This window comes from Candidatus Afararchaeum irisae, from assembly GCA_034190545.1.
Classification (GTDB): Archaea; Halobacteriota; Halobacteria; order Halobacteriales; family Afararchaeaceae; genus Afararchaeum; species Afararchaeum irisae.
The window spans coordinates 1-18,018 of sequence record JAXIOF010000040.1 but is presented as its reverse complement, the minus strand read 5'-3'; the positions used below and the strand labels follow the sequence as shown (position 1 = coordinate 18,018).

At 56.4% G+C, this 18,018-nt stretch carries 20 protein-coding genes; 15 read left to right on the top strand and 5 right to left on the bottom strand.

From position 1 onward, the window contains the following. The first annotated feature begins 33 nt into the window (after window positions 1-33). Window positions 34-381: a hypothetical protein gene (locus SV253_05745; protein ID MDY6775567.1), complete on the top strand. Its 348-nt coding sequence runs from the start codon at window positions 34-36 to the stop codon at window positions 379-381. 21 nt (window positions 382-402) lie between these two features. Continuing rightward, window positions 403-1,563, top strand: a complete 1,161-nt coding sequence (locus SV253_05740; protein ID MDY6775566.1) for an HD domain-containing protein — start codon at window positions 403-405, stop codon at window positions 1,561-1,563. A 2-nt stretch (window positions 1,564-1,565) separates the two neighbouring features. On the opposite strand, the gene SV253_05735 is transcribed toward SV253_05740, so the two are convergent. Further along, a complete protein-coding gene (locus tag SV253_05735) occupies window positions 1,566-1,781 on the bottom strand; it encodes a cell surface protein (GenBank protein ID MDY6775565.1) in 216 nt (71 codons plus the stop codon). 88 nt (window positions 1,782-1,869) lie between these two features. On the opposite strand from SV253_05735, the gene SV253_05730 reads away from it, so the two are divergent. From SV253_05730 to SV253_05700, 7 genes are all read left to right on the top strand, one after another. Then, on the top strand, window positions 1,870-2,745 hold the full coding sequence (locus SV253_05730; GenBank protein ID MDY6775564.1) for an ATP-grasp domain-containing protein: 876 nt from the start codon (window positions 1,870-1,872) through the stop codon (window positions 2,743-2,745). Between the two features lie 125 nt (window positions 2,746-2,870). Then, window positions 2,871-3,197 (top strand): hypothetical protein, encoded by a 327-nt coding sequence (locus SV253_05725; GenBank protein MDY6775563.1) that lies wholly within the window; start codon window positions 2,871-2,873, stop codon window positions 3,195-3,197. A gap of 51 nt (window positions 3,198-3,248) precedes the next feature. Continuing rightward, window positions 3,249-4,376: a site-2 protease family protein gene (locus tag SV253_05720; protein MDY6775562.1), complete on the top strand. Its 1,128-nt coding sequence runs from the start codon at window positions 3,249-3,251 to the stop codon at window positions 4,374-4,376. 58 nt (window positions 4,377-4,434) lie between these two features. After that, window positions 4,435-5,985, top strand: coding sequence for an acyl-CoA carboxylase subunit beta (locus SV253_05715; protein ID MDY6775561.1), 1,551 nt, complete (start codon window positions 4,435-4,437; stop codon window positions 5,983-5,985). Between the two features lie 71 nt (window positions 5,986-6,056). After that, entirely contained in the window at window positions 6,057-6,845 is a 789-nt protein-coding gene (locus SV253_05710) for an SDR family NAD(P)-dependent oxidoreductase (GenBank protein MDY6775560.1), read from the top strand. A 79-nt stretch (window positions 6,846-6,924) separates the two neighbouring features. Next, window positions 6,925-8,124 (top strand): MFS transporter, encoded by a 1,200-nt coding sequence (locus SV253_05705; protein ID MDY6775559.1) that lies wholly within the window; start codon window positions 6,925-6,927, stop codon window positions 8,122-8,124. A gap of 35 nt (window positions 8,125-8,159) precedes the next feature. Further along, window positions 8,160-9,053, top strand: a complete 894-nt coding sequence (locus tag SV253_05700) for an NAD(P)-dependent oxidoreductase (protein ID MDY6775558.1) — start codon at window positions 8,160-8,162, stop codon at window positions 9,051-9,053. On the opposite strand, the gene SV253_05695 is transcribed toward SV253_05700, so the two are convergent. Next, a complete protein-coding gene (locus SV253_05695; GenBank protein ID MDY6775557.1) occupies window positions 9,050-9,442 on the bottom strand; it encodes a UPF0146 family protein in 393 nt (130 codons plus the stop codon). The two genes, SV253_05700 and SV253_05695, sit on opposite strands and share 4 nt — an antisense overlap. Before the next feature lie 75 nt (window positions 9,443-9,517). Here SV253_05695 and SV253_05690 point away from each other — a divergent pair, with 75 nt between their 5' ends. Then, window positions 9,518-10,039, top strand: a complete 522-nt coding sequence (locus tag SV253_05690) for an archaemetzincin family Zn-dependent metalloprotease (protein MDY6775556.1) — start codon at window positions 9,518-9,520, stop codon at window positions 10,037-10,039. Then, window positions 10,036-10,476 (top strand): ribosomal protein S18-alanine N-acetyltransferase, encoded by a 441-nt coding sequence (rimI, locus tag SV253_05685; GenBank protein ID MDY6775555.1) that lies wholly within the window; start codon window positions 10,036-10,038, stop codon window positions 10,474-10,476. The genes SV253_05690 and rimI overlap by 4 nt, the downstream gene beginning before the upstream one ends. Window positions 10,477-10,527: 51 nt before the next feature. Here the strand turns inward: rimI and SV253_05680 are convergent, their stop codons facing one another. The 3 genes from SV253_05680 to ppsA all read right to left on the bottom strand — a co-directional run bounded on the left by SV253_05680 (window position 10,528) and on the right by ppsA (window position 13,560). Beyond that, window positions 10,528-10,800, bottom strand: coding sequence for a UPF0058 family protein (locus SV253_05680; GenBank protein ID MDY6775554.1), 273 nt, complete (start codon window positions 10,798-10,800; stop codon window positions 10,528-10,530). Between the two features lie 92 nt (window positions 10,801-10,892). Continuing rightward, the gene (gene panD / locus SV253_05675) at window positions 10,893-11,228 is read right to left on the bottom strand and encodes an aspartate 1-decarboxylase (GenBank protein ID MDY6775553.1); all 336 of its coding nucleotides are present in this window, start codon (window positions 11,226-11,228) and stop codon (window positions 10,893-10,895) included. Between the two features lie 46 nt (window positions 11,229-11,274). Beyond that, window positions 11,275-13,560, bottom strand: a complete 2,286-nt coding sequence (ppsA, locus tag SV253_05670; GenBank protein ID MDY6775552.1) for a phosphoenolpyruvate synthase — start codon at window positions 13,558-13,560, stop codon at window positions 11,275-11,277. 122 nt (window positions 13,561-13,682) lie between these two features. On the opposite strand from ppsA, the gene SV253_05665 reads away from it, so the two are divergent. From SV253_05665 to SV253_05650, 4 genes are all read left to right on the top strand, one after another. Then, the gene (locus SV253_05665; GenBank protein ID MDY6775551.1) at window positions 13,683-14,066 is read left to right on the top strand and encodes a hypothetical protein; all 384 of its coding nucleotides are present in this window, start codon (window positions 13,683-13,685) and stop codon (window positions 14,064-14,066) included. 447 nt (window positions 14,067-14,513) lie between these two features. Further along, the gene (locus SV253_05660; GenBank protein MDY6775550.1) at window positions 14,514-15,173 is read left to right on the top strand and encodes a sodium:phosphate symporter; all 660 of its coding nucleotides are present in this window, start codon (window positions 14,514-14,516) and stop codon (window positions 15,171-15,173) included. A gap of 49 nt (window positions 15,174-15,222) precedes the next feature. Next, window positions 15,223-17,298 (top strand): methionine--tRNA ligase, encoded by a 2,076-nt coding sequence (gene metG, locus SV253_05655; GenBank protein MDY6775549.1) that lies wholly within the window; start codon window positions 15,223-15,225, stop codon window positions 17,296-17,298. Between the two features lies 1 nt (window position 17,299). Further along, on the top strand, window positions 17,300-17,923 hold the full coding sequence (locus SV253_05650; GenBank protein ID MDY6775548.1) for a metallophosphoesterase: 624 nt from the start codon (window positions 17,300-17,302) through the stop codon (window positions 17,921-17,923). The last annotated feature ends 95 nt before the right edge of the window (window positions 17,924-18,018 follow it).

Here is an 18,018-nt window from a genome sequence, read left to right as displayed (position 1 = left end):
GTTTTATGTGTTATCACGACTATACTCCGTCCCATGCAGGAGATAGCCGAGGTGCATATATTTGACGCCGACGAGGCACGCAGTCTGGTCGAGAGGGTTGAGTCCTCGTACGAGGGATCTGATATCAGGTTTGAGACTGACGGTGACAGTATAGAGTCTTCGGACAGTCTCAAGGTACACGCTGACTCCTCCACCATGAGGACCGACCGTCTTCTCAAGATCGCGTGTCTCGCCTGCGACAGCCGTGAGACGGCACAGTTCATATTCGACCTCGGATACAGGTACGGAAAGGGTGCAGACGTAGAGGAGCACCTCGATGAGGAGGCTTTTGACAAGGAGAGTATAGAGTCTCTCATAAGATCCAAGCCTGACTCCCGGTAGAACGAGACAACGAGACAGGAGATGTCAGATACTAAGACTAAGACAGTAAAGGACGCCGTCCACGACCACATACAGGTCGAAGACGTAGCTCTCGACCTCCTCGACACCCCGGAGATGCAGCGTCTCCGACATATACGTCAGTTGGGAACTGCGTACCTCGTCTACCCGAGTGCGAACCACACGCGTTTCGAACACTCTCTGGGTGTCTACCATCTCGCCAAGAAGGCGATGAAAAGCTTAGGAGTCGACGGTAGAGATGCCGAGGCGATAAGTGCGGCTTCTCTACTCCACGACGTCGGACACACCCCGTTCTCACACACAGTAGAGGACGTCGTCGAGGAGTACACCGGGAAGAGACACGACGAGGTCGACGGTATTCTCGAAGGTAATATCTCCGAGGTTCTCGAGAACCACGACCTCGACCCTCACCGGATAGCACGTCTCATCAGAGGGGAGGGAAGACTCGGACAGATAGTCTCGGGGAAGTTAGACGTCGACAGGATGGACTACCTCGTGAGAGACGCCCACCACACCGGCGTACCCTACGGAACCATAGACTCGACACGTCTCATACTCGAACTCGAACTCCACGACGGCGACCTAGTCTTGGGCGAGGGCAACGTCCAGACCGCAGAGGCACTTCTCATAGCGCGGTCTCTGATGCATCCTACTGTCTACAGCCACCACGTCGCGCGTATCTCGAAGGCGATGCTCAAACGTGCGACACGGCGTCTCGTCGAGACGACGGATCTCACGGGTGACGACGTGAGACGTATGGACGACCACCAACTCGTAGTCTCCCTCCGACAGAGTCCCGAGACAGCCGACCTCGGGAGACGGATAGTTGAGAGACGTCTCTACAAACGCGCCGTCTGGGAGCCGTATCAGAGACTCCCCAACTCGGTCGAGGACGGCGCGTCGGTTAGGGATTTCGAGGACGAGATAGGCAGTGAGGCAGGCGTCGACCCCCGACGTATAATACTCGACGTCTCGCCGCCTCCCGAGATAGACGAGACTTCGGCGTCTGTCTTAGTCGACGGCGACAAAAAGACCATAGACGAAGCCTCACGTCTCGTCGGCGATCTACGTGCGTCTCTCGTTGACCAGTGGAAGTACGGTGTCTACTGTCCCCAGGAAGACATCGAAGACGTAGCCTCTGCCTTCGAGTCTCTCTGTGTCTAGATCTAGAAGAGGTACTCGTCCTCTCCGCCCATAGTGTCCTCGTACTCGCCGAACTCGTCCTCTCCGGCTCCCGAGCCACCCGTCGTCTTGAGAGTACGGAGTCCTATGGCTATGAGGTCTTCGACCGCCTCCTGTCGGTCTATGTACTCTCCCTCGTCTATAAGCTGTGTAATCTGCATCTCGTGGTGTTCCGGTATATCTATCTCGATCTTGCTCATCAACTGATTGTGTTCTACCCACTCGTATTAAGCTTGCGGGGGAAACCCGTTACGCGTTTCTTGAACGAGCGTGTAAGATAAGCCATCCATGGCTACGGATACCAGGCTCCTCCTGTCCCACGAGTCGGAGTCGAACTCACGTGTCTCACGCCGTCTCTCCGAACACGGAATAGACTGTGTGACCTTCGAACCCTCGGAACGTGTCTACTCACTCGACTCCGACGGTGTTCCCGACGCAGACGTCGGACTCGTCTATCCCAGCAGACTCATAGAAGGCGGAGTCGTAACTGCAGTCGGTGAGCTGGACTGGATCAACGGAGCCGAGGAGGTTATGACTTCGAGAAACAAAGCCGACTGTCTCGTGCGTCTGAGACGTGACGGCGTAGCCGTGCCCGATACCCGGTTTGTCTCTAACCCCGTCGAAGACGACGATGTCGCCGCGGCTTTCGAGGAGATAGACGGAAAGACGGTCGTCAAGCCCAACTCGTCGACTCGCGGAAACGGTGTCACGGTCGTCGAAGACACCGACTCCCTCTTAGGCGTGACCGACTACCTCGATGTCATACACGAGTCGCCACTCGTCTACGACAGGACGTTCCTCTTACAGGAGTACATTGAGGACGCGCGCGACTACAGGGTCATGGTAGTAGACGGCGACTACGTCGGCGCGGTCGAGAGACGTTCGGAGGGATGGAAACACAACGTACACAGGGGGGCTGAGGCTGTCTCGGTCACCCCTGACGACGAAGTCGTGACTCTCGCCGAGGAAGCCGCCGAGTCACTCGGGATAGACTTCTGCGGGGTCGACCTCCTCCAGAACCAGAACCGCGCGGTCGTCAACGAGGTCAACGCGCGTCCGACAGTCGACACGCGTGACAAGTACGAAGACACCTTCTACACGCGTCTCGCGCGCCTCGTTGAGAAAGTCGCCGAAGAGGCGAAAACGCCTCAGAACGCTGATTAAACTTTATAAAACTTTCTCGCGCCGTCTTTAATCCGGGTGTACTGTTTGAGTCTGTTCAAGGACTTCGAACGTTAATGGGTATTTAACACGTCTACGTTCCTACGTAGAGATACGAGGTAATAGATATGTCCGCAGCCAAGACCGTCTCCGAAACCGAAGCTCAGTCTCAGTCGGGAACCGACGCCGAAACATCTGCTGAGGACTTCAACGAGAAGCAGTCGAAGATAGCGTCGTACCTAGAGGAGAAGGTCGCAGACGGCAAGATATTCTTCAAGAGCAAGTTCATGACCGACGACCTCGGCATGTCGACGAAGGAGATCGGCTCCAACATGCTCCGTCTCGCCGAGGAGTACGAGGGTCTCTCTATACAGAAATGGAGCTACTCGGGTGCGACGACTTGGAGGGTCGAGAAGGAGACTGACGAGGCTCCGAAAGCCGCTCAGACAGCCTGAGAACCGAGTCTGAACCCAGATTTATATGTCTACGCAGTCTATCTGAACTGAATGGACTCCGAGACACCGATCACGTCTCAGAACCCGAGGCAACCGTCCGTTTCTCACCCGTCGGACGACCCCGACCGTGACGACCTCCTCACCCAAGTCGGACGTGTCTTCGATGTCTACGAGGTACGTCAGCTCGAAGACGGATACAAGTTCTACGGAGATCCTCTCGTCGACACCGAGACGCTCTACAAGACTCTTTATACGCGTTTCAGAGACCTAGGATACAGCCTCGAACTAGACACCGAGTACGGCGAGAACGTCGTAATCGCCGAGGAGCCCGACGACTCCTTTCCGTGGACTAATCTCGTTCTAGCTCTCGCCACCTTCGTCACGACCCTCGTAGCCGGGAGCCTCTGGTACTCCGCCAACCCGGTCGAGAACCCCGCGTCCGTACTCCGCGGACTCCCCTTCGCTCTGAGCGTAATGACTGTTCTCGGAGCCCACGAGTTCGGACATTACCTGATGTCGAGGTACCACGGCGTCGACGCTACACTTCCCTACTTCATACCCTTCCCGTCTATAATAGGAACCATGGGTGCGGTGATACGTGTCAAGGGAGTCATCCCCGACCGTAAGGCTCTCTTCGACATAGGAGTCGCAGGTCCTCTACTCGGTCTCGTCGCCACGCTCGGCGTGACTGCGGTGGGTCTGACACTCCATCCCGTCACCAACACGGTTCCCGTACAGCTCCATTATCCGCCACTCTACGACCTCATAAAGTCGTTCGTACCGACATCGCCCGCTCTTGACCAGCCCGAGGTCATACCCAATCCCGTCGTGATAGGCGGCTGGGTGGGTATGTTCGTGACCTTTCTCAACCTCATACCCGCTGGACAGCTTGACGGCGGACATATACTCAAGTCGGTTCTCGGGGACGCGTCACGTTTCGTCTCACGTGCCGTCCCCGTCGTCCTCTTCGGACTCGGGGCGTACGTCGAGTACGTCAGGGGACTACCCGGTACTGTCTGGTTCGTCTGGGGGGTCTTTTCGCTCCTCGTCACAGTTGCTGGAGGCGCGCGTCTCATAGACGACTCGGGTAGAGTAGGCTGGAAGAGGACGGCTTTAGCAGTCGTCGTCTTCGCCCTGGGTCTTCTGTCGTTCACGCCGGTTCCCGTGACACTTCCGTAGAACATTACATGGTTTTTGACAACATTTATCTGTGACTCAAGCCCTCTTTTCGACTGACATGAGTATCGACGACAAGATAGAAGAACTCCGCGAGAGGAGAGAAGAGTCGAGGCTCGGAGGAGGCGAGGAGAGGATAGAGAAACAACACGACAAGGGCAAGATGACAGCCCACGAGAGGATAGAGTACTTCCTCGACGAGGACTCCTTCGTCGAGATAGACCCGTTCGTCGAACACGACTGTACCAACTTCGAGATGGAGGACAAGAAGTTCCCCGGAGACGCCGTCGTGGTCGGATACGGCGAGGTCGACGGAAGGAAGGTCTTCGTCTTTGCCCACGACTTCACCGTCTTAGGCGGGTCGGTGAGCAAGGTCGTCGCCGACAAGATAAACAAGATAATGGACAAGGCGATAGAGAACGGCGTCCCCGTCATAGGTCTCAACGACTCGGCGGGTGCGAGGATACAGGAGGGAATCACCTCACTCGTCGGCTTCGCACAGCTCTTCCGTCGTAACACGAAGGCGAGCGGAGTCGTGCCCCAGATCTCGGCGATAATGGGACCGTGTGCGGGAGGCTCCGTCTACTCGCCCGCCCTCACCGACTTCATCTTCATGACGAAGGAGACGTCCCATATGTTCATCACGGGACCCGACGTCATAGAGACAGTCACGGGAGAACAGGTCACATTCGAGGAGCTCGGTGGGGCGAACGCTCACACATCGAAGAGCGGCGTCGCACATTTCGCATACGACACCGAGGAGGAGGTTCTTGACGGAATACGTGAGCTTCTCTCGTACATCCCTCTCAACAACATGGAGGACCCACCCGAGGTCGAACCTGACGACGATCCCGACAGACAGGACGACTCTCTCAACAACGTCGTCCCCGACGAGCCCAAGAAGCCCTACGACATGACAAACGCGATAGAGGGAGTCATGGACGAGGGATCGTTCTTCGAGGTTCACGGCTCGTACGCTCAGAACATCGTCGTCGGGTTCGCGCGTCTCGACGGAAGACCCGTCGGAGTCGTCGCCAACCAGCCACGTGTCAACGCCGGAACACTCGACATAGAGGCGAGCGAGAAGGGAGCGCGTTTCGTGCGTTTCTGTGACGCCTTCAACATACCCATCGTGACATTCGTCGATGTCCCGGGATTCATGCCCGGAACCGACCAGGAGCACAACGGTATAATCAACAGGGGCGCGAAGCTGATATACGCCTACGCAGAGGCGACAGTTCCTCTCCTCACAGTGATGACGAGAAAGGCTTACGGAGGAGCCTACATCGTGATGGCTTCGAAGTACCTCGGAGCCGACGTCAACTACGCCTGGCCCACTGCCGAGGCGGCTGTGATGGGACCGAGAGGCGCGGTCAATATACTCAACTCCGACGAGCTTGAGGAGGCTGAGAACACAGAGGAGAGGAGACAGGAGCTCATAGACGAGTACAGGGAGACCTTCGCCAACCCTTACAGGGCTGCTGAGGACGGCTACATAGACGACATCATAGAGCCCAAGAAGACACGTCCGCGTCTCATAAACGACCTCGAACTCCTCGAGTCGAAGAGAAAGGAGAATCCCCCCAAGAAACACGGCAACATCCCGCTATAATATTAATAATTTCCGGTTTTTTCGGGGTGTTATATCGCAAGAGATATATGTGTAATAGACAATCGTGAAATATGATGTTAGATAATCAGGTTGCAATAGTCACGGGAGGCAGCCAAGGTCTCGGAAAGGAGATATCTTTCCAGTTTGCTGAGGAGGGTGCCGACGTGGTTCTTGCGGCGCGTAGCGAGGACAAGATACAGGAGAACGCCGACGAGATAAACGAGAGCGACGAGTATCCCGGAAGCGCGATGGCGGTCGCCACCGACGTCTCTGACGAGGACGCAGTCGAGAACCTAGTCGACGAGACCCTCGACGAGTACGGTACTGTCGACATTCTCGTCAACAACGCCGCGATAGGCGGACCCTCGAAGTACATAGAGAACCTCGCGTCCGAGAAATGGAGACAGATTCTCGACATCAACCTCACTGGAGCCTACTACTGTACGAAGAAAGTCGTCCCGATACTCAAGGAGAAAGAAGACGGACGTATCATAAATATATCGTCGACGGGAGGAAAGAAGCCGTACCCCCTCCGCTGTGCCTACGCCACGACGAAGACGGGAATAATAGGCTTCGGACGTTCGATAGCCGACGAACTCGGACAGTGGAACATCAACGTCAACACCGTCTGCCCGGGTCCCATCAAGTCGCCACGTATCGACCGTATGATAGAGAACCGCGCAGAGGAGCGTGACATCTCGTTCGAGAAGGCTAAGAAGGCATACACGAAGGGATCGATGTTCAGGAGGTTTGTCACCAACGAGGAGGTCGCCAACATGGTCGTCTTCCTCGCGAGTGAGAAGGGCAAGGGGGTCACGGGACAGGACATCAACGTCTCAGTCGGAATGTACTCCGACTAACTCGATCTTACGTTCTCGTTCCGGCTCTTTCTCTCTCACGTACCGATACACAGAAGCCGTCTTAGACACAGCTTAGTCTGTGAAGATCGACAGACTCGGCTACAGCTACCCACACGTAGTCCTCGGACTCGCTGTTCTCGCCAACTTCAGCCAGTTTGGTGCGAGAGTAGTCGTAAGTCCCCTCGTTCCCGACATCATCGCTGACTTCGGCGTCTCGAAGTCGGAGGTCGGCTTAGTCCTCACCGGAATCTGGGGTGTCTACGCCCTCTTACAGTTCCCGAGCGGTATTCTAGCCGACAGAGTCGGCGAGAAGAGGGTGATAACCGCCTCACTCGCCCTCGTCACAGTCGGAAGCGGAGTCCTGTATCTCTCTCCCAGCTTCGTCACGTTCGCAGTCTTCGCTCTCTTCCTCGGTGCTGGCGCGGGACTCTACTTCTCGGTGGGGACGTCTCTCCTAACGAAGATATTCGGTGCGTCCGAACGCGGGCAGGCACTCGGGGTACATTCGACGGGAGGACCCCTAGCCGGAGTCGTGGCTCCTGTCGTAGGAGCCTACGTCGCGGCGCGGTACGGCTGGAGGACGGCACTCCTCTTTGGAGGCGTCGTAGCCCTCCCCGTCTTAGTCGGCTTCGTCTATACGGTCAGACCTGTCTCAGATTTGGAGACGGAGAAAGACGGCTCCGACGACAAACCCGGTCTGATCGAAACCGTGGTTAGCCTAGTCTCACGTCCGAGACTCGTCTACACGACCCTACTCGGCGTCTCACTCTCGTTCGCGTGGCAGTCTTTCTCGTCGTTCTTCCCCACCTTCGTCGTCGAGGAGATGGGCACCACCAAGCAGACGGCGAGTCTCTACTTCGGAGCCGTCTTTCTCCTGACTGCCGTCTTCCTTCCCGTGATGGGAAGACTCTCTGACTCGCTCGGACGTGATAGACTCCTCGGCTTCTCGTTCGTGAGTATGTCCACGGGTATTCTCCTCTTCGTCGTCGGCGAGACCACCCTCGCGGTCTATGCCGGGATTCTCTTCTTAGGCGCGGGAATGAGCTGGGGAGGCGTTTTACAGTCGCGCGCTATGGACATCATCTCTGACTCCGAGAGAGGCACGGGATTTGGTCTCGTGCGTACAGTCTACATGCTGATCGGAGCCACCGGAAGCGCGGTCACGGGCACCGTAGCCGAGTTCGCGGGATGGGGGTTCTCTTGGGGTATCGTTGTGGGTCTGCTTCTCGTCGCTCTCGTTAGCCTAGCTCTGAACACGACTCTCGACCTCGGACTTTAGTTTAATATAAGTGAGACCAGTCCCATCTTACAGGTATGAAGGTCGGATTCATAGGTCTCGGGTCGATGGGAGCACCGATGGCTTGGAACGTCCGCGACGCAGGCTACGGTCTCTGTGTCTACAACAGGACGAGGGACAAGACCAAGCCTTTCGCCGAGGAGGGAGTAGAGGTCGCCAAAACTCCCGCTGAACTGTCTGAGACCTCGGACGTGGTCGTGACTATGGTGACCGACGGCGACGCCCTCATCGACGTTCTTCGAAGCGACGAAGGCGCTCTCGCTCCCGAAGTCGAACCGACTGTCTTCGTCAACATGAGTACCATATCACACGATGCGACCATAGAGGCAGCGTCCCTCATAGAAGACGAGGGCGCCGAGTTCGTAGACTCGCCCGTCTCGGGAACTGTCGGACCTGCCGAAGAGGGAACACTCACAGTACTAGCATCGGGCGACGAGGATACAGTCGACGAGTACCGTCCACTTCTCTCGGCTATGGGTGATCCCGTCGTCTACTGTGGTGACATCGGACAGGGCACCAACATGAAACTCACCATAAACCTCCTCCTAGGAGACATGATGCAGGCGTTCTCGGAGGCTCTCGTCTTCGGTGAGAAGAAAGGTCTCGACACCGACGATGTCTTCGAGGTAATCGAGTCGAGCCCTCTCTCCTCAACACTCTACGACATTAAGGGAGATATGATACGCCAGGACGACTTCGAGCCGAGATTCTCGGTCGATCTACTCTTCAAGGATCTCAGCCTCGCTCTCGAAGCCGCGGGTGACGATGGTCTGCCGCTTCCCGCTACAGCCGCCTCGCGCGAGGCACTCAACGCAGTACGTGGACTGGGGCACGGAGACGAGGACATGGCTGCGGCAGTCAAGGGGCTTGAGGAGACCGCAGGCGTCCGCGTCAGGGACGATGACGACTAAGAACTGTACCGGTAGATAACTACGCCCTCGTAGTTTAGGAGTTCGAAGCCGTGGCGCGGAGTCTCGTCGGCTAGCGGAACTACGAGGAGATCCGTCCCGACTGCCTCGGCGATCTCCTTTAGTGCCGAATGTAACTCGTAGGGCGGTCTTACCGAGTAGATCACCGACGCGCCGTCGTAGACTCTCATATCGGGGTCTGTGACGTCGTCGGCGACGAATTCGATCTTCTCGGGTACTTTCTCCCCGGCTTCGGTGTCTATGTCGGTGACCGTGACCTCGATACCGTCACATGAGCCGAGATACTCGGCGACTTCGGTCTGTCTTCCGACTCCGACCTCGACGACCTTTCCGGTGTACTTCGACTCTATGAACTCGGCTATCCTTTCCATCTGTTCATGTTCTTGTTCTTGTTAACGTATAACCAACAGCAGGACTTAATACGTCTTAGGATATAACTGTACTTAATGCGAATCGACGTTGTTCCCGTGGGGAGCGTCGAGACGGATCTCCTGGAGGAGTCGCGCGATGTTCTCGAACATATATATGGAACTGACGTGGTTCTGAGATCGTCTGTCTCGATACCGCCCGACGCCTATGACGAGAGACACGAACAGTACCACGCCGAGGACTTCATAGACATAGCCACTTCCGCGGGTAACGGAGACAAGAACATAGCTCTCACTCCCGTAGACATATACTACAGACGCCGGAACTACGTCTTCGGTCTCGCCTACCTCGACGGAAAGGGCTGTGTCGTCTCGACCAACCGTCTCAGAATGACTGCGGACGGCGGTGAGCTTGAGAAGCCGAAACAGACAGGTATAGTCGAGGACCGTGTCAGAACAGAGGTCGTACACGAGATAGGACACACGCTGGGTCTCCAGCACTGTGACGACGAGACGTGTGTCATGAGTTTCTCGCCCACAGTACGTGAGGTCGACTCGAAGTTCGAGAGACCTTGTCCGACGTGTGACGCGAAGCTGTGACTGTGCCTGTCAGAACCGCACGTCCCCACGACATAGACGACCTGATACGTCTCGAACACGACTGTTTCGAGAGTCCCAACCCACGTCTTCTTATACGTCTGTGTGGTTCGTCCGACGGTCTTCTCGTCTACGAGACTGACGGCGACGACGACGTCGTCGGATATATACTCGCTGTCCCCGTCGGACGCCGTGACGCACGTGTACTCTCTTTCTGTGTCGACGAGTCCAACAGGCGCGAGGGTTACGGCAGGACTCTCATGCTCGAAGCCGTGAGACGTCTCCGCGACAAGGGGTTCGAGAGACTCAGCTTAGAGGTACGTGTCTCGAACTCGCCCGCTATCGAACTCTACGAGAGCTTCGGATTCGTGAGGACAGGCAGGCAAGACGGTTATTACGAAGACGGCGAGGACGCCTACGTGATGGAGAAGTCACTCTAAAACTGATAACTGAGTCAGAATATATTAGTAAGTACAGTACTGTACTGAGTTTCAGTCAGCGTTCTCCTCGGCGAGCTCCTCCATTCGCGCGCCGACACGTCCTGTCTCGGAGAATACGTCCTCTGACATGGTCTCTGCGAGCTGTTCACCCAGAACGAAGATGGCGTGTTTGTGTTCGGACTTCGACTTGTGAATATGTACGGGGCTCGTACCGAGAGAGTCGTAGTCCTCGAAGGGATTGCCCTCTACGTTCTCGTTCTCCTCGAAATACTTCCTGACTTCAACCATCAGCGAGTGTAAGTGTATGAGTTCGTCCTTATGCATCTTAAATCCACCTTTCTCAGTTCTACAAAAGTAGTATAATTACTAAAACGTTACGCAGTGACAAATGTTGACACACGAAGAGTATATAGTCTTTATACGATCCGGTTTTCGTCGTCGACCTTGACGACAGTCGGATCGGGGTCTTCGTCCTCGGCGTAGACGCCGTATGAGATTATTATGACGGTGTCGCCGACCTCTCCGAGACGTGCCGCCGCGCCGTTAGTACAGATCTCGCCGTCTTCTCCCTCTATGGTGTAGGTCTCAAACCTCTCTCCGTTCGTGACGTTGACGACCTGTACCCTCTCGTACTCGGAGATTCCCGCGGCTTCGAGTAGGTCTCTGCCTACCGTGATGCTCCCCTCGTACGATAGGTCAGTCTCTGTAATCGTGGCACGGTGTATCTTCGATTTGAACTTCTCGACCTGCATCTGTCAGAAAGTAGATCTTAAGGATTTATCCTCTTTGTTGTTTGCTTTAGTTGCCCCTCGCCTCGTCGAGCATCAGACGTCTCTCGACCCTCGCTGTTCTGTCACGTATCTCGCCAACTGCGTCTATGTTAGCCGAGACGCTCGTGACGCCGTTCTCGATCAGGAACTCGACCATCTCGGGCTTGCTCCCCGCCTGACCACAGATGCTCGACTTGACGTCGTTTGCGTTACATTTCTCTATGACGTCCTCTATGAGCGACAGGACGGCGGGATGCATCTCGTCGTAGAGACGTGCGACGTTCTCGTTGTTTCTGTCGACCGCGAGGGTGTACTGTGTGAGGTCGTTCGTCCCGAAGCTCACGAAGTCGATGCCCTCGTCTATGATGTCGTCGATTATGAGCGCGCTCGCGGGGGTCTCGACCATCACGCCCCAAGAAGCCTCCTCGAGGTCGAGACCCGACCTCTCCATCAGACTCTTCGCCTCACGTACCTGTGACGCGTCGTGGACGAGGGGAAGCATTATCTCGACGTTGTCGTACCCCATGTCGTAGAGCTTCCTGAATGCGCGGAGTTCGAGGTTGAAGAGGTCGGGCTCGTCGAGTGACCTTCTTATTCCTCGGTATCCGAGCATCGGGTTGTGTTCGACTGGCTCCTCGTCGCCGCCTTCGAGGTTTCTGAACTCGTCGCTCGGCGCGTCGAGTGTCCTGACACGTACGGGGCGCGGGTAGAATGCATCGGCTACTTCCTGTACGCCCTGTACTATTCGGTCTATGTAGGCGCGCTCTCCGTTGTCACGTATGTAACGTCCCGGGGTCTTCCCGAGGTTGAGTATCATATGTTCCATCCTCAGGAGACCCACTCCGTCGGCTCCCGTCTCGGCGGCTCTCTCTGCCGCCTCGGGTATCGAGACGTTGACCTTGACCTCGGTCGCGGTCACAGGCTGGTGGGACGACGGTTTCGGCTTCTCAGCCGTCTTCTCGCGTTCCTCGGCTTCTGTCTCGGTGGGCTCGGCACGTCCTCTCTTGACAGTTCCCTTCTCGCCGTCTATGGTTATTAAGTCGCCGTCTTCGAGGACTTCGAGAGCGTTTCCGGTTCCTACGACTGCGGGACTTCCGAGTTCACGTGAGACTATCGCTGCGTGGCTCGTGAGACCCCCCTCGTTAGTCACTATACCGCCCGCGCGTTTCATCGCGGGAACCATGTCGGGGGTCGTCTGGTGGGCTACGAGTATGTCGTTTTCCTCGACCTTGTCGAGCTCGTCGAGTGTCTCGACTATACGTACTTTCCCGCTGACGAGACCGGGTGAGACTCCAAGTCCCTCTATGACTGTCTCGGCTTCTCCCTCGGCTTCTGTCGTCTCGTCGTCCTCAGTCACGCCCGACTCGGATATAGTCGTGATGGGACGTGACTGGAGAACGTATGTCTCTCCGTCCTTTATAGCCCACTCGACGTCCTGTGGCTGGTCGTAGTGGTCTTCGAGGTTCTCACCTATACCGAGAAGCTGTAGTAGTTCGTCCTCGCTCAGAACCCTCTCGTCACGTTTTTCCTCGGGGACTTCCTCCTCGACTGTCTCTCCCTGTGCGTTCTTGACATGCATTATGCGTTTCGAGGAGACGGTCGCCGAGGTGACCTCCTTCGTCTCCCTGTCTATGTTGTACTTGTCGGGTGAGACCGCGCCGCTGACGACCGACTCGCCGAGACCCCATGCTGCCTCGACTATCATTTGTGGCTCTCCCGTAGAGGGATGGGAGGTGAACATGACCCCGCTCTTGTCGGCGTCGATCATCTCCTGTACTACGACGGCGATGTCGACCTTGTCGTGTGGGAAGCCCTGTTCGTTCCTGTAGTAGATCGCCCTCTGTGTGAATAGAGAAGCCCAGCACTCCCTGACGTGTTCGAGGACGTCGTCGCCGCCGTCTATGTTGAGGTAGGTGTCCTGCTGCCCCGCGAACGACGCGTCGGGGAGATCCTCGGCGGTAGCCGACGAACGTACGGCGGTGAATGCGTCGCCGTCTCCGAGAGAAGAGTAGGCTTCCTTTATGTCGTTCTCCATGTCGTCGGGGACGTCCGCCCCGAGTATGAGGTCGCGCGCCCTCGACTCCGCCTCTGCGAGAGCCTCGGAGTCGTCGGAGTCTATGTCGACAGCCTCGAAGAGCTCTTCCTCTATTCCTGTCTCCTGTATGAACCTCCTGTACGCCTGAGCCGTCACCACGAAGCCTCCGGGTACGGGAAGGTCGACCTTGAGCATCTCGCCGAGCGAAGCCGCCTTGCCCCCTACTTTGTCGAGGTCTTCCTTGCCGACCTCGTCGAGCCACAAGACTGATGGTTTCATTCTTGTTCTAAGAAAGCCTCACGCTGAATATAATGGTTTCGTTCAGGTCTTCTGAGAGGTAGTTATAATAATCTCGGTTCTTAACTACACGCATTAAGAGACCAGACCCTCTTAGGCTCGCCGTGAGACGTCTCCCGGTCTGGGTAGTCGGTCTCGGAGCCGTAGCTCTCTTCGTATTCTCCGTACAGCTACTCGGAGCCGCGACACAGAGTCTCGCGCCCGTGATAGAGTCTATTCTCGAGGAGGTCGTGACTGGAGACGGTTCGGCTCTGGGTCTCGGCTGGATAGCCTCCTACCTCATAGCCAACGGCTCCGTCGTCGCGGCTGTCGCAGTCTCGTTCGTCTCTGTGGATCTACTGACCCCGTCACAGGCATACCTCATGGTAGCGGGGTCACGTCTCGGCGGCGCGGGTGTCGTGATGGTTATAGGTGGAGTGAAGTACCACGGGGTCAAGCCCCGAGGCTTCCCCGTCTTGGGTCTGCACCGCACCCGCAGGCGAATTTAATCCCCCTCGACCTTCCCCGGAAGGGGTCGGCTGGAATTAACACCCGAACACACCAGTTGTGTCCGTGAGGGTCTGGGCCTCCACCAGCCCACGACAACTCCCGTCTCACGCCCAATGGACGGTTTTGAGAGGAGTCGCATTTCCAAACTATCCGAACGACCAGCAAAGAACTAGAGGTCTTCTAGTTCATACTTTGAGGGGTTTGTTTCTGGTCGTTATCTGTGTGTTATACCTCGAACTACTTAATTTTGTGTAATATCGTGACGGCATTCACCCTCGGGGTCAAGTCAAGGAAAATCTTTGATTTTCCGTATCCCAAAAAGCTCTGCTTTTTGAAGACCCCGAGGCACTCTGTCTGCTTTCTCTGTAGACTACCTGCTTGAGAGACAGCATCCCTTCGGAGAGTCGGTCAGCCTCGGAAGCCTGAGCTTCGTTCTGACTTACTCGGTGTATCTCCCCGCGACAGTCCTCGGCTACTTAGCCAAAGACAGTCTTTACCCTGTCTTCGAGACCGGAGTCAGTTCGGGATACACGTATCTGGGAGGGGGTCTCTCTGTGAGTCCTTTTCGGTATCTTACCCGTCTATCACTCGAATCCTTCGGCGGCTTTGCCTCGGCGGTGCTGGCTGTCTTTCTTCTCTTTGGAAGCCTCAGGATACTCGACAGCCTCTCCGAGACTATCGACATAAATCTGTTCCGGAAGAACTACCTCGACCATCTCCGCAACAGATGGCTCTGGCTACTCTTCGGTCTTACTGCGACAGCCCTCACGGCGAGCGTCGCCTTCTCGATAGGCATAGTCGTGCCCTTCTACAACAGAGGCTACGTCAAACGCAAGGAGATGGTGCCCTACATACTCGGCGCGAACATCAGCACTCTCTTTGACACATTCGTAGCTAGCCTCGCACTCACTTCCCCCAAGGGAACCACAGTCATTGTCTACCTCTTCGCCGTCTCGACAGTCGTCACAGTCGGCATACTCGTCTTCTACGACAGTTACTACGCCGGAGTCGAGTACGTGCACGACCGTCTCGTCGAGGACAGACGGTTCCTCGCGGGCTTCTTAGTCGTGATACTCGGTCTGCCTCTCTGTCTCTTACTCGTCTGAGACGACGTAATCCACATTTTTATGGCTCGTCTCCGCATAGACATACCCAATGACCCAGGATCAGCCTACTGTAGTTACATGCGCGCTTCCGTACGCCAACGGGAAGGCGCATCTCGGACATCTTCGAACCTATATTCCCGGCGACGCTCTCACGCGTTCACTCCGGAAGCTCGGACGTGACGTCATACTCGTCGGCGGAAGCGACATGCACGGAACCCCGATAGTCGTCAACTCGGAGGAGGAAGGCGTCGAGCCCGAGGAGTTCGCGATGAGGTACCATGAGTACTTCAAGGAGACATTCCCCGAGATAGGCGTCGAGTTCGACAGCTACGGACACACCCACCAGGACTCCAACATAAACAGGACACAGGAGATAGTCTCGACACTCCACGACGAGGGATACGTCTACGAGGACACGATGCTCGTGGCGTACGACCCCGAGGAGGACAGGACTCTTCCCGACAGGTACGTCGAGGGTACGTGTCCCTACTGTGGAGAAGAGGGCGCGAGAGGAGACGAGTGTGACGAATGTGGACGCCATCTCGAACCCGGCGAGATAGAGGAGCCGAAGTCTACGATAAGCGGAGCTCCGGCGGAGTACGTCGAACAGGAACACTACTTCTTCGCGCTCTCGGAGTTCAAGGAGTACCTCTCGGGATTCATAGAACGGTTAGAGGGCACATCGAACGCACAGAACCAGCCCAAGCAGTGGATAGAGGAGGGTCTCCAGGACTGGTGTATAACACGTGACATGGACTGGGGAGTACCCTTCCCCGAAGACGGTCATCAATCTTCGATTGATGAGCCTGCTGATCAGAGATCCGCAGACGATGACCTCGTTCTCTACGTCTGGGTTGACGCTCCGATAGAGTACATCGCATCGACAGAGGAGTGGGCTAAGAAGATGGGAGACGAAGACGCGTGGGAGACCTACTGGAGGGACGACGACTCCGACATAATACACGTCATAGGCGGCGACATAATACAGCACCACACCGTCTTCTGGCCTGCGATGCTCCACGGCGCGGGATACTCGGAGCCCGACGCTATCATGGCTTCGGGACTCGTCAAGATAAACGACAAGGCGTTCTCGACGTCGCGCGGACGCGCCGTCTGGCTCGACGACGACTACCTCGACGAGGGATTCGACCCCGACCTCATACGTTACTACATCGTCTCGTACACGGGATTCGAGAACGACCTCAACTTCTCGTGGGATCTCTTCCAGGAGAGGGTCAACAACGAGTTAGTCGGTATACTCGGCAACTTCGTCTACAGGTCACTCCTACTCACGAACGACCATTTCGACGAGGCTCCCGACGGAGAGATAGACGACGAGGTACGTGAGGCTATCGAGGACGTCCGTGACCGTTTCGAGGACGCCATAGACGACTACGACCTCAAGGAGTCGGTCGATGCCGCTATGGCACTCGCTGCGTTCGGAAACGAGTACATACAGAAGAAGGAGCCGTGGCACCTCGTCGACGAAGACCCCGAAGAGGCGGGCGAGGTTCTCTTCAACTGTCTCCAGATATCGAAGGCACTTGCCCTCTTTATCGAGCCCGTGATGCCGTCTTCCTCCGAGGAGATCTGGGATCAGCTCAGAGAGGAAGGCGACGTCCACGACGCCGAGTTCGACCGCGCACTCGAACCAGTCTCGGGCGGGATAGACGAGCCGCGCCAGCTATTCGAGAAGGTGAGCGACGACAAGGTCGACGAGCTCAAGTCGAGGCTAGACGAGAGGATAGGAGACGAAGAGGGAGACAAGGAAGGCGACGAAGCCGTCGAACTCGAACCAGTCTCCGACGAGACCGTGAGCTTCGACGACTTCAAGAGCCTCGACCTACGTGTCGGAGAGATACTCTCCGCCGATCCGATAGAGGACTCCGATAAGCTCGTGAAGCTTCAGGTCGACATAGGGGTCGAGGAGAGACAGTTAGTAGCCGGAGTCAAACAGCTTCACGATGTCGACGACTTAGAGGGTCAGAGGATAATCGTCGTCGCCAACCTCGAACCCACCGAGATATTCGGACACGAGAGTCAGGGTATGCTCTTAGCGGCGGGCGACGAGGCTGACCTACTCACGACGGTCGGCGACGCAGAGCCCGGCGAGAGGGTGCAGTAGGTTGCTAGTCTTAGGCGACGCACACGCCGACGATCCCGAGAAGAGGCGCGCTCTCTTAGACGCATACGCCGAAGCCGACGACGGTGTCGCTCTACAGGTCGGCGACCTACTCTACTACGACCTGCCGTACGACACTTATTTTATAGCCGGAAACAACGAGGAGTTCGACGTCATAGAGTTACTGAGACGTGGCGAGGAGATCGATAATCTGTGTCTCGTGAGCCAGAGACAGACTGTCGAGGTCGAGGGTCTGAGGATCGCGGGTCTCTCGGGCAACTACGCCCCCACGAAGTACGACTCAGAGAGACAAGAACTCGAGGGCGACGACAGACGCCATTTCACGAGAGGGGAGGTCGAGGCGGCGAAACGTCTCGAAGACGTCGACCTCTTCTTAGCACACGAGGCTCCCCACGGTCTTTTAGAGAAAAACGGCTACGACGTCGGGAAAACTCCGATAGACGAGATTCTGCGGTCGGTCGAGCCCCAACTGTGTCTCGTGGGACACCACCACGAACACGCCGAGTCAGTCTTCGGAGAGACACGTGTCGTGAGTCTCGCTCCTGTCTGGGAGTCTTATTACAGACTCGACCCTGAGAGCCTGATACTGAAGGACAAAAGAACGTGAATACGAACTCCTCCTATGAGTGGTCTCGTGAATCGAAGATTGTATTCGGATAGCAGGAGTTATCCCTTTTTTGGTAGAGATGTCTCTCACCGTGA

Bases quoted from the DNA above. Each gene is read 5' to 3' on its own strand.
- SV253_05745 (MDY6775567.1), top strand. From the start codon at position 34: ATGCAGGAGATAGCCGAGGTGCATATATTTGACGCCGACGAGGCACGC.
- SV253_05740 (MDY6775566.1), top strand. From the start codon at position 403: ATGTCAGATACTAAGACTAAGACAGTAAAGGACGCCGTCCACGACCAC.
- SV253_05735 (MDY6775565.1), bottom strand. From the start codon at position 1,781: ATGAGCAAGATCGAGATAGATATACCGGAACACCACGAGATGCAGATT.
- SV253_05730 (MDY6775564.1), top strand. From the start codon at position 1,870: ATGGCTACGGATACCAGGCTCCTCCTGTCCCACGAGTCGGAGTCGAAC.
- SV253_05725 (MDY6775563.1), top strand. From the start codon at position 2,871: ATGTCCGCAGCCAAGACCGTCTCCGAAACCGAAGCTCAGTCTCAGTCG.
- SV253_05720 (MDY6775562.1), top strand. From the start codon at position 3,249: ATGGACTCCGAGACACCGATCACGTCTCAGAACCCGAGGCAACCGTCC.
- SV253_05715 (MDY6775561.1), top strand. From the start codon at position 4,435: ATGAGTATCGACGACAAGATAGAAGAACTCCGCGAGAGGAGAGAAGAG.
- SV253_05710 (MDY6775560.1), top strand. From the start codon at position 6,057: ATGATGTTAGATAATCAGGTTGCAATAGTCACGGGAGGCAGCCAAGGT.
- SV253_05700 (MDY6775558.1), top strand. From the start codon at position 8,160: ATGAAGGTCGGATTCATAGGTCTCGGGTCGATGGGAGCACCGATGGCT.
- SV253_05695 (MDY6775557.1), bottom strand. From the start codon at position 9,442: ATGGAAAGGATAGCCGAGTTCATAGAGTCGAAGTACACCGGAAAGGTC.
- SV253_05690 (MDY6775556.1), top strand. From the start codon at position 9,518: ATGCGAATCGACGTTGTTCCCGTGGGGAGCGTCGAGACGGATCTCCTG.
- SV253_05680 (MDY6775554.1), bottom strand. From the start codon at position 10,800: ATGCATAAGGACGAACTCATACACTTACACTCGCTGATGGTTGAAGTC.
- panD (MDY6775553.1), bottom strand. From the start codon at position 11,228: ATGCAGGTCGAGAAGTTCAAATCGAAGATACACCGTGCCACGATTACA.
- ppsA (MDY6775552.1), bottom strand. From the start codon at position 13,560: ATGAAACCATCAGTCTTGTGGCTCGACGAGGTCGGCAAGGAAGACCTC.
- metG (MDY6775549.1), top strand. From the start codon at position 15,223: ATGACCCAGGATCAGCCTACTGTAGTTACATGCGCGCTTCCGTACGCC.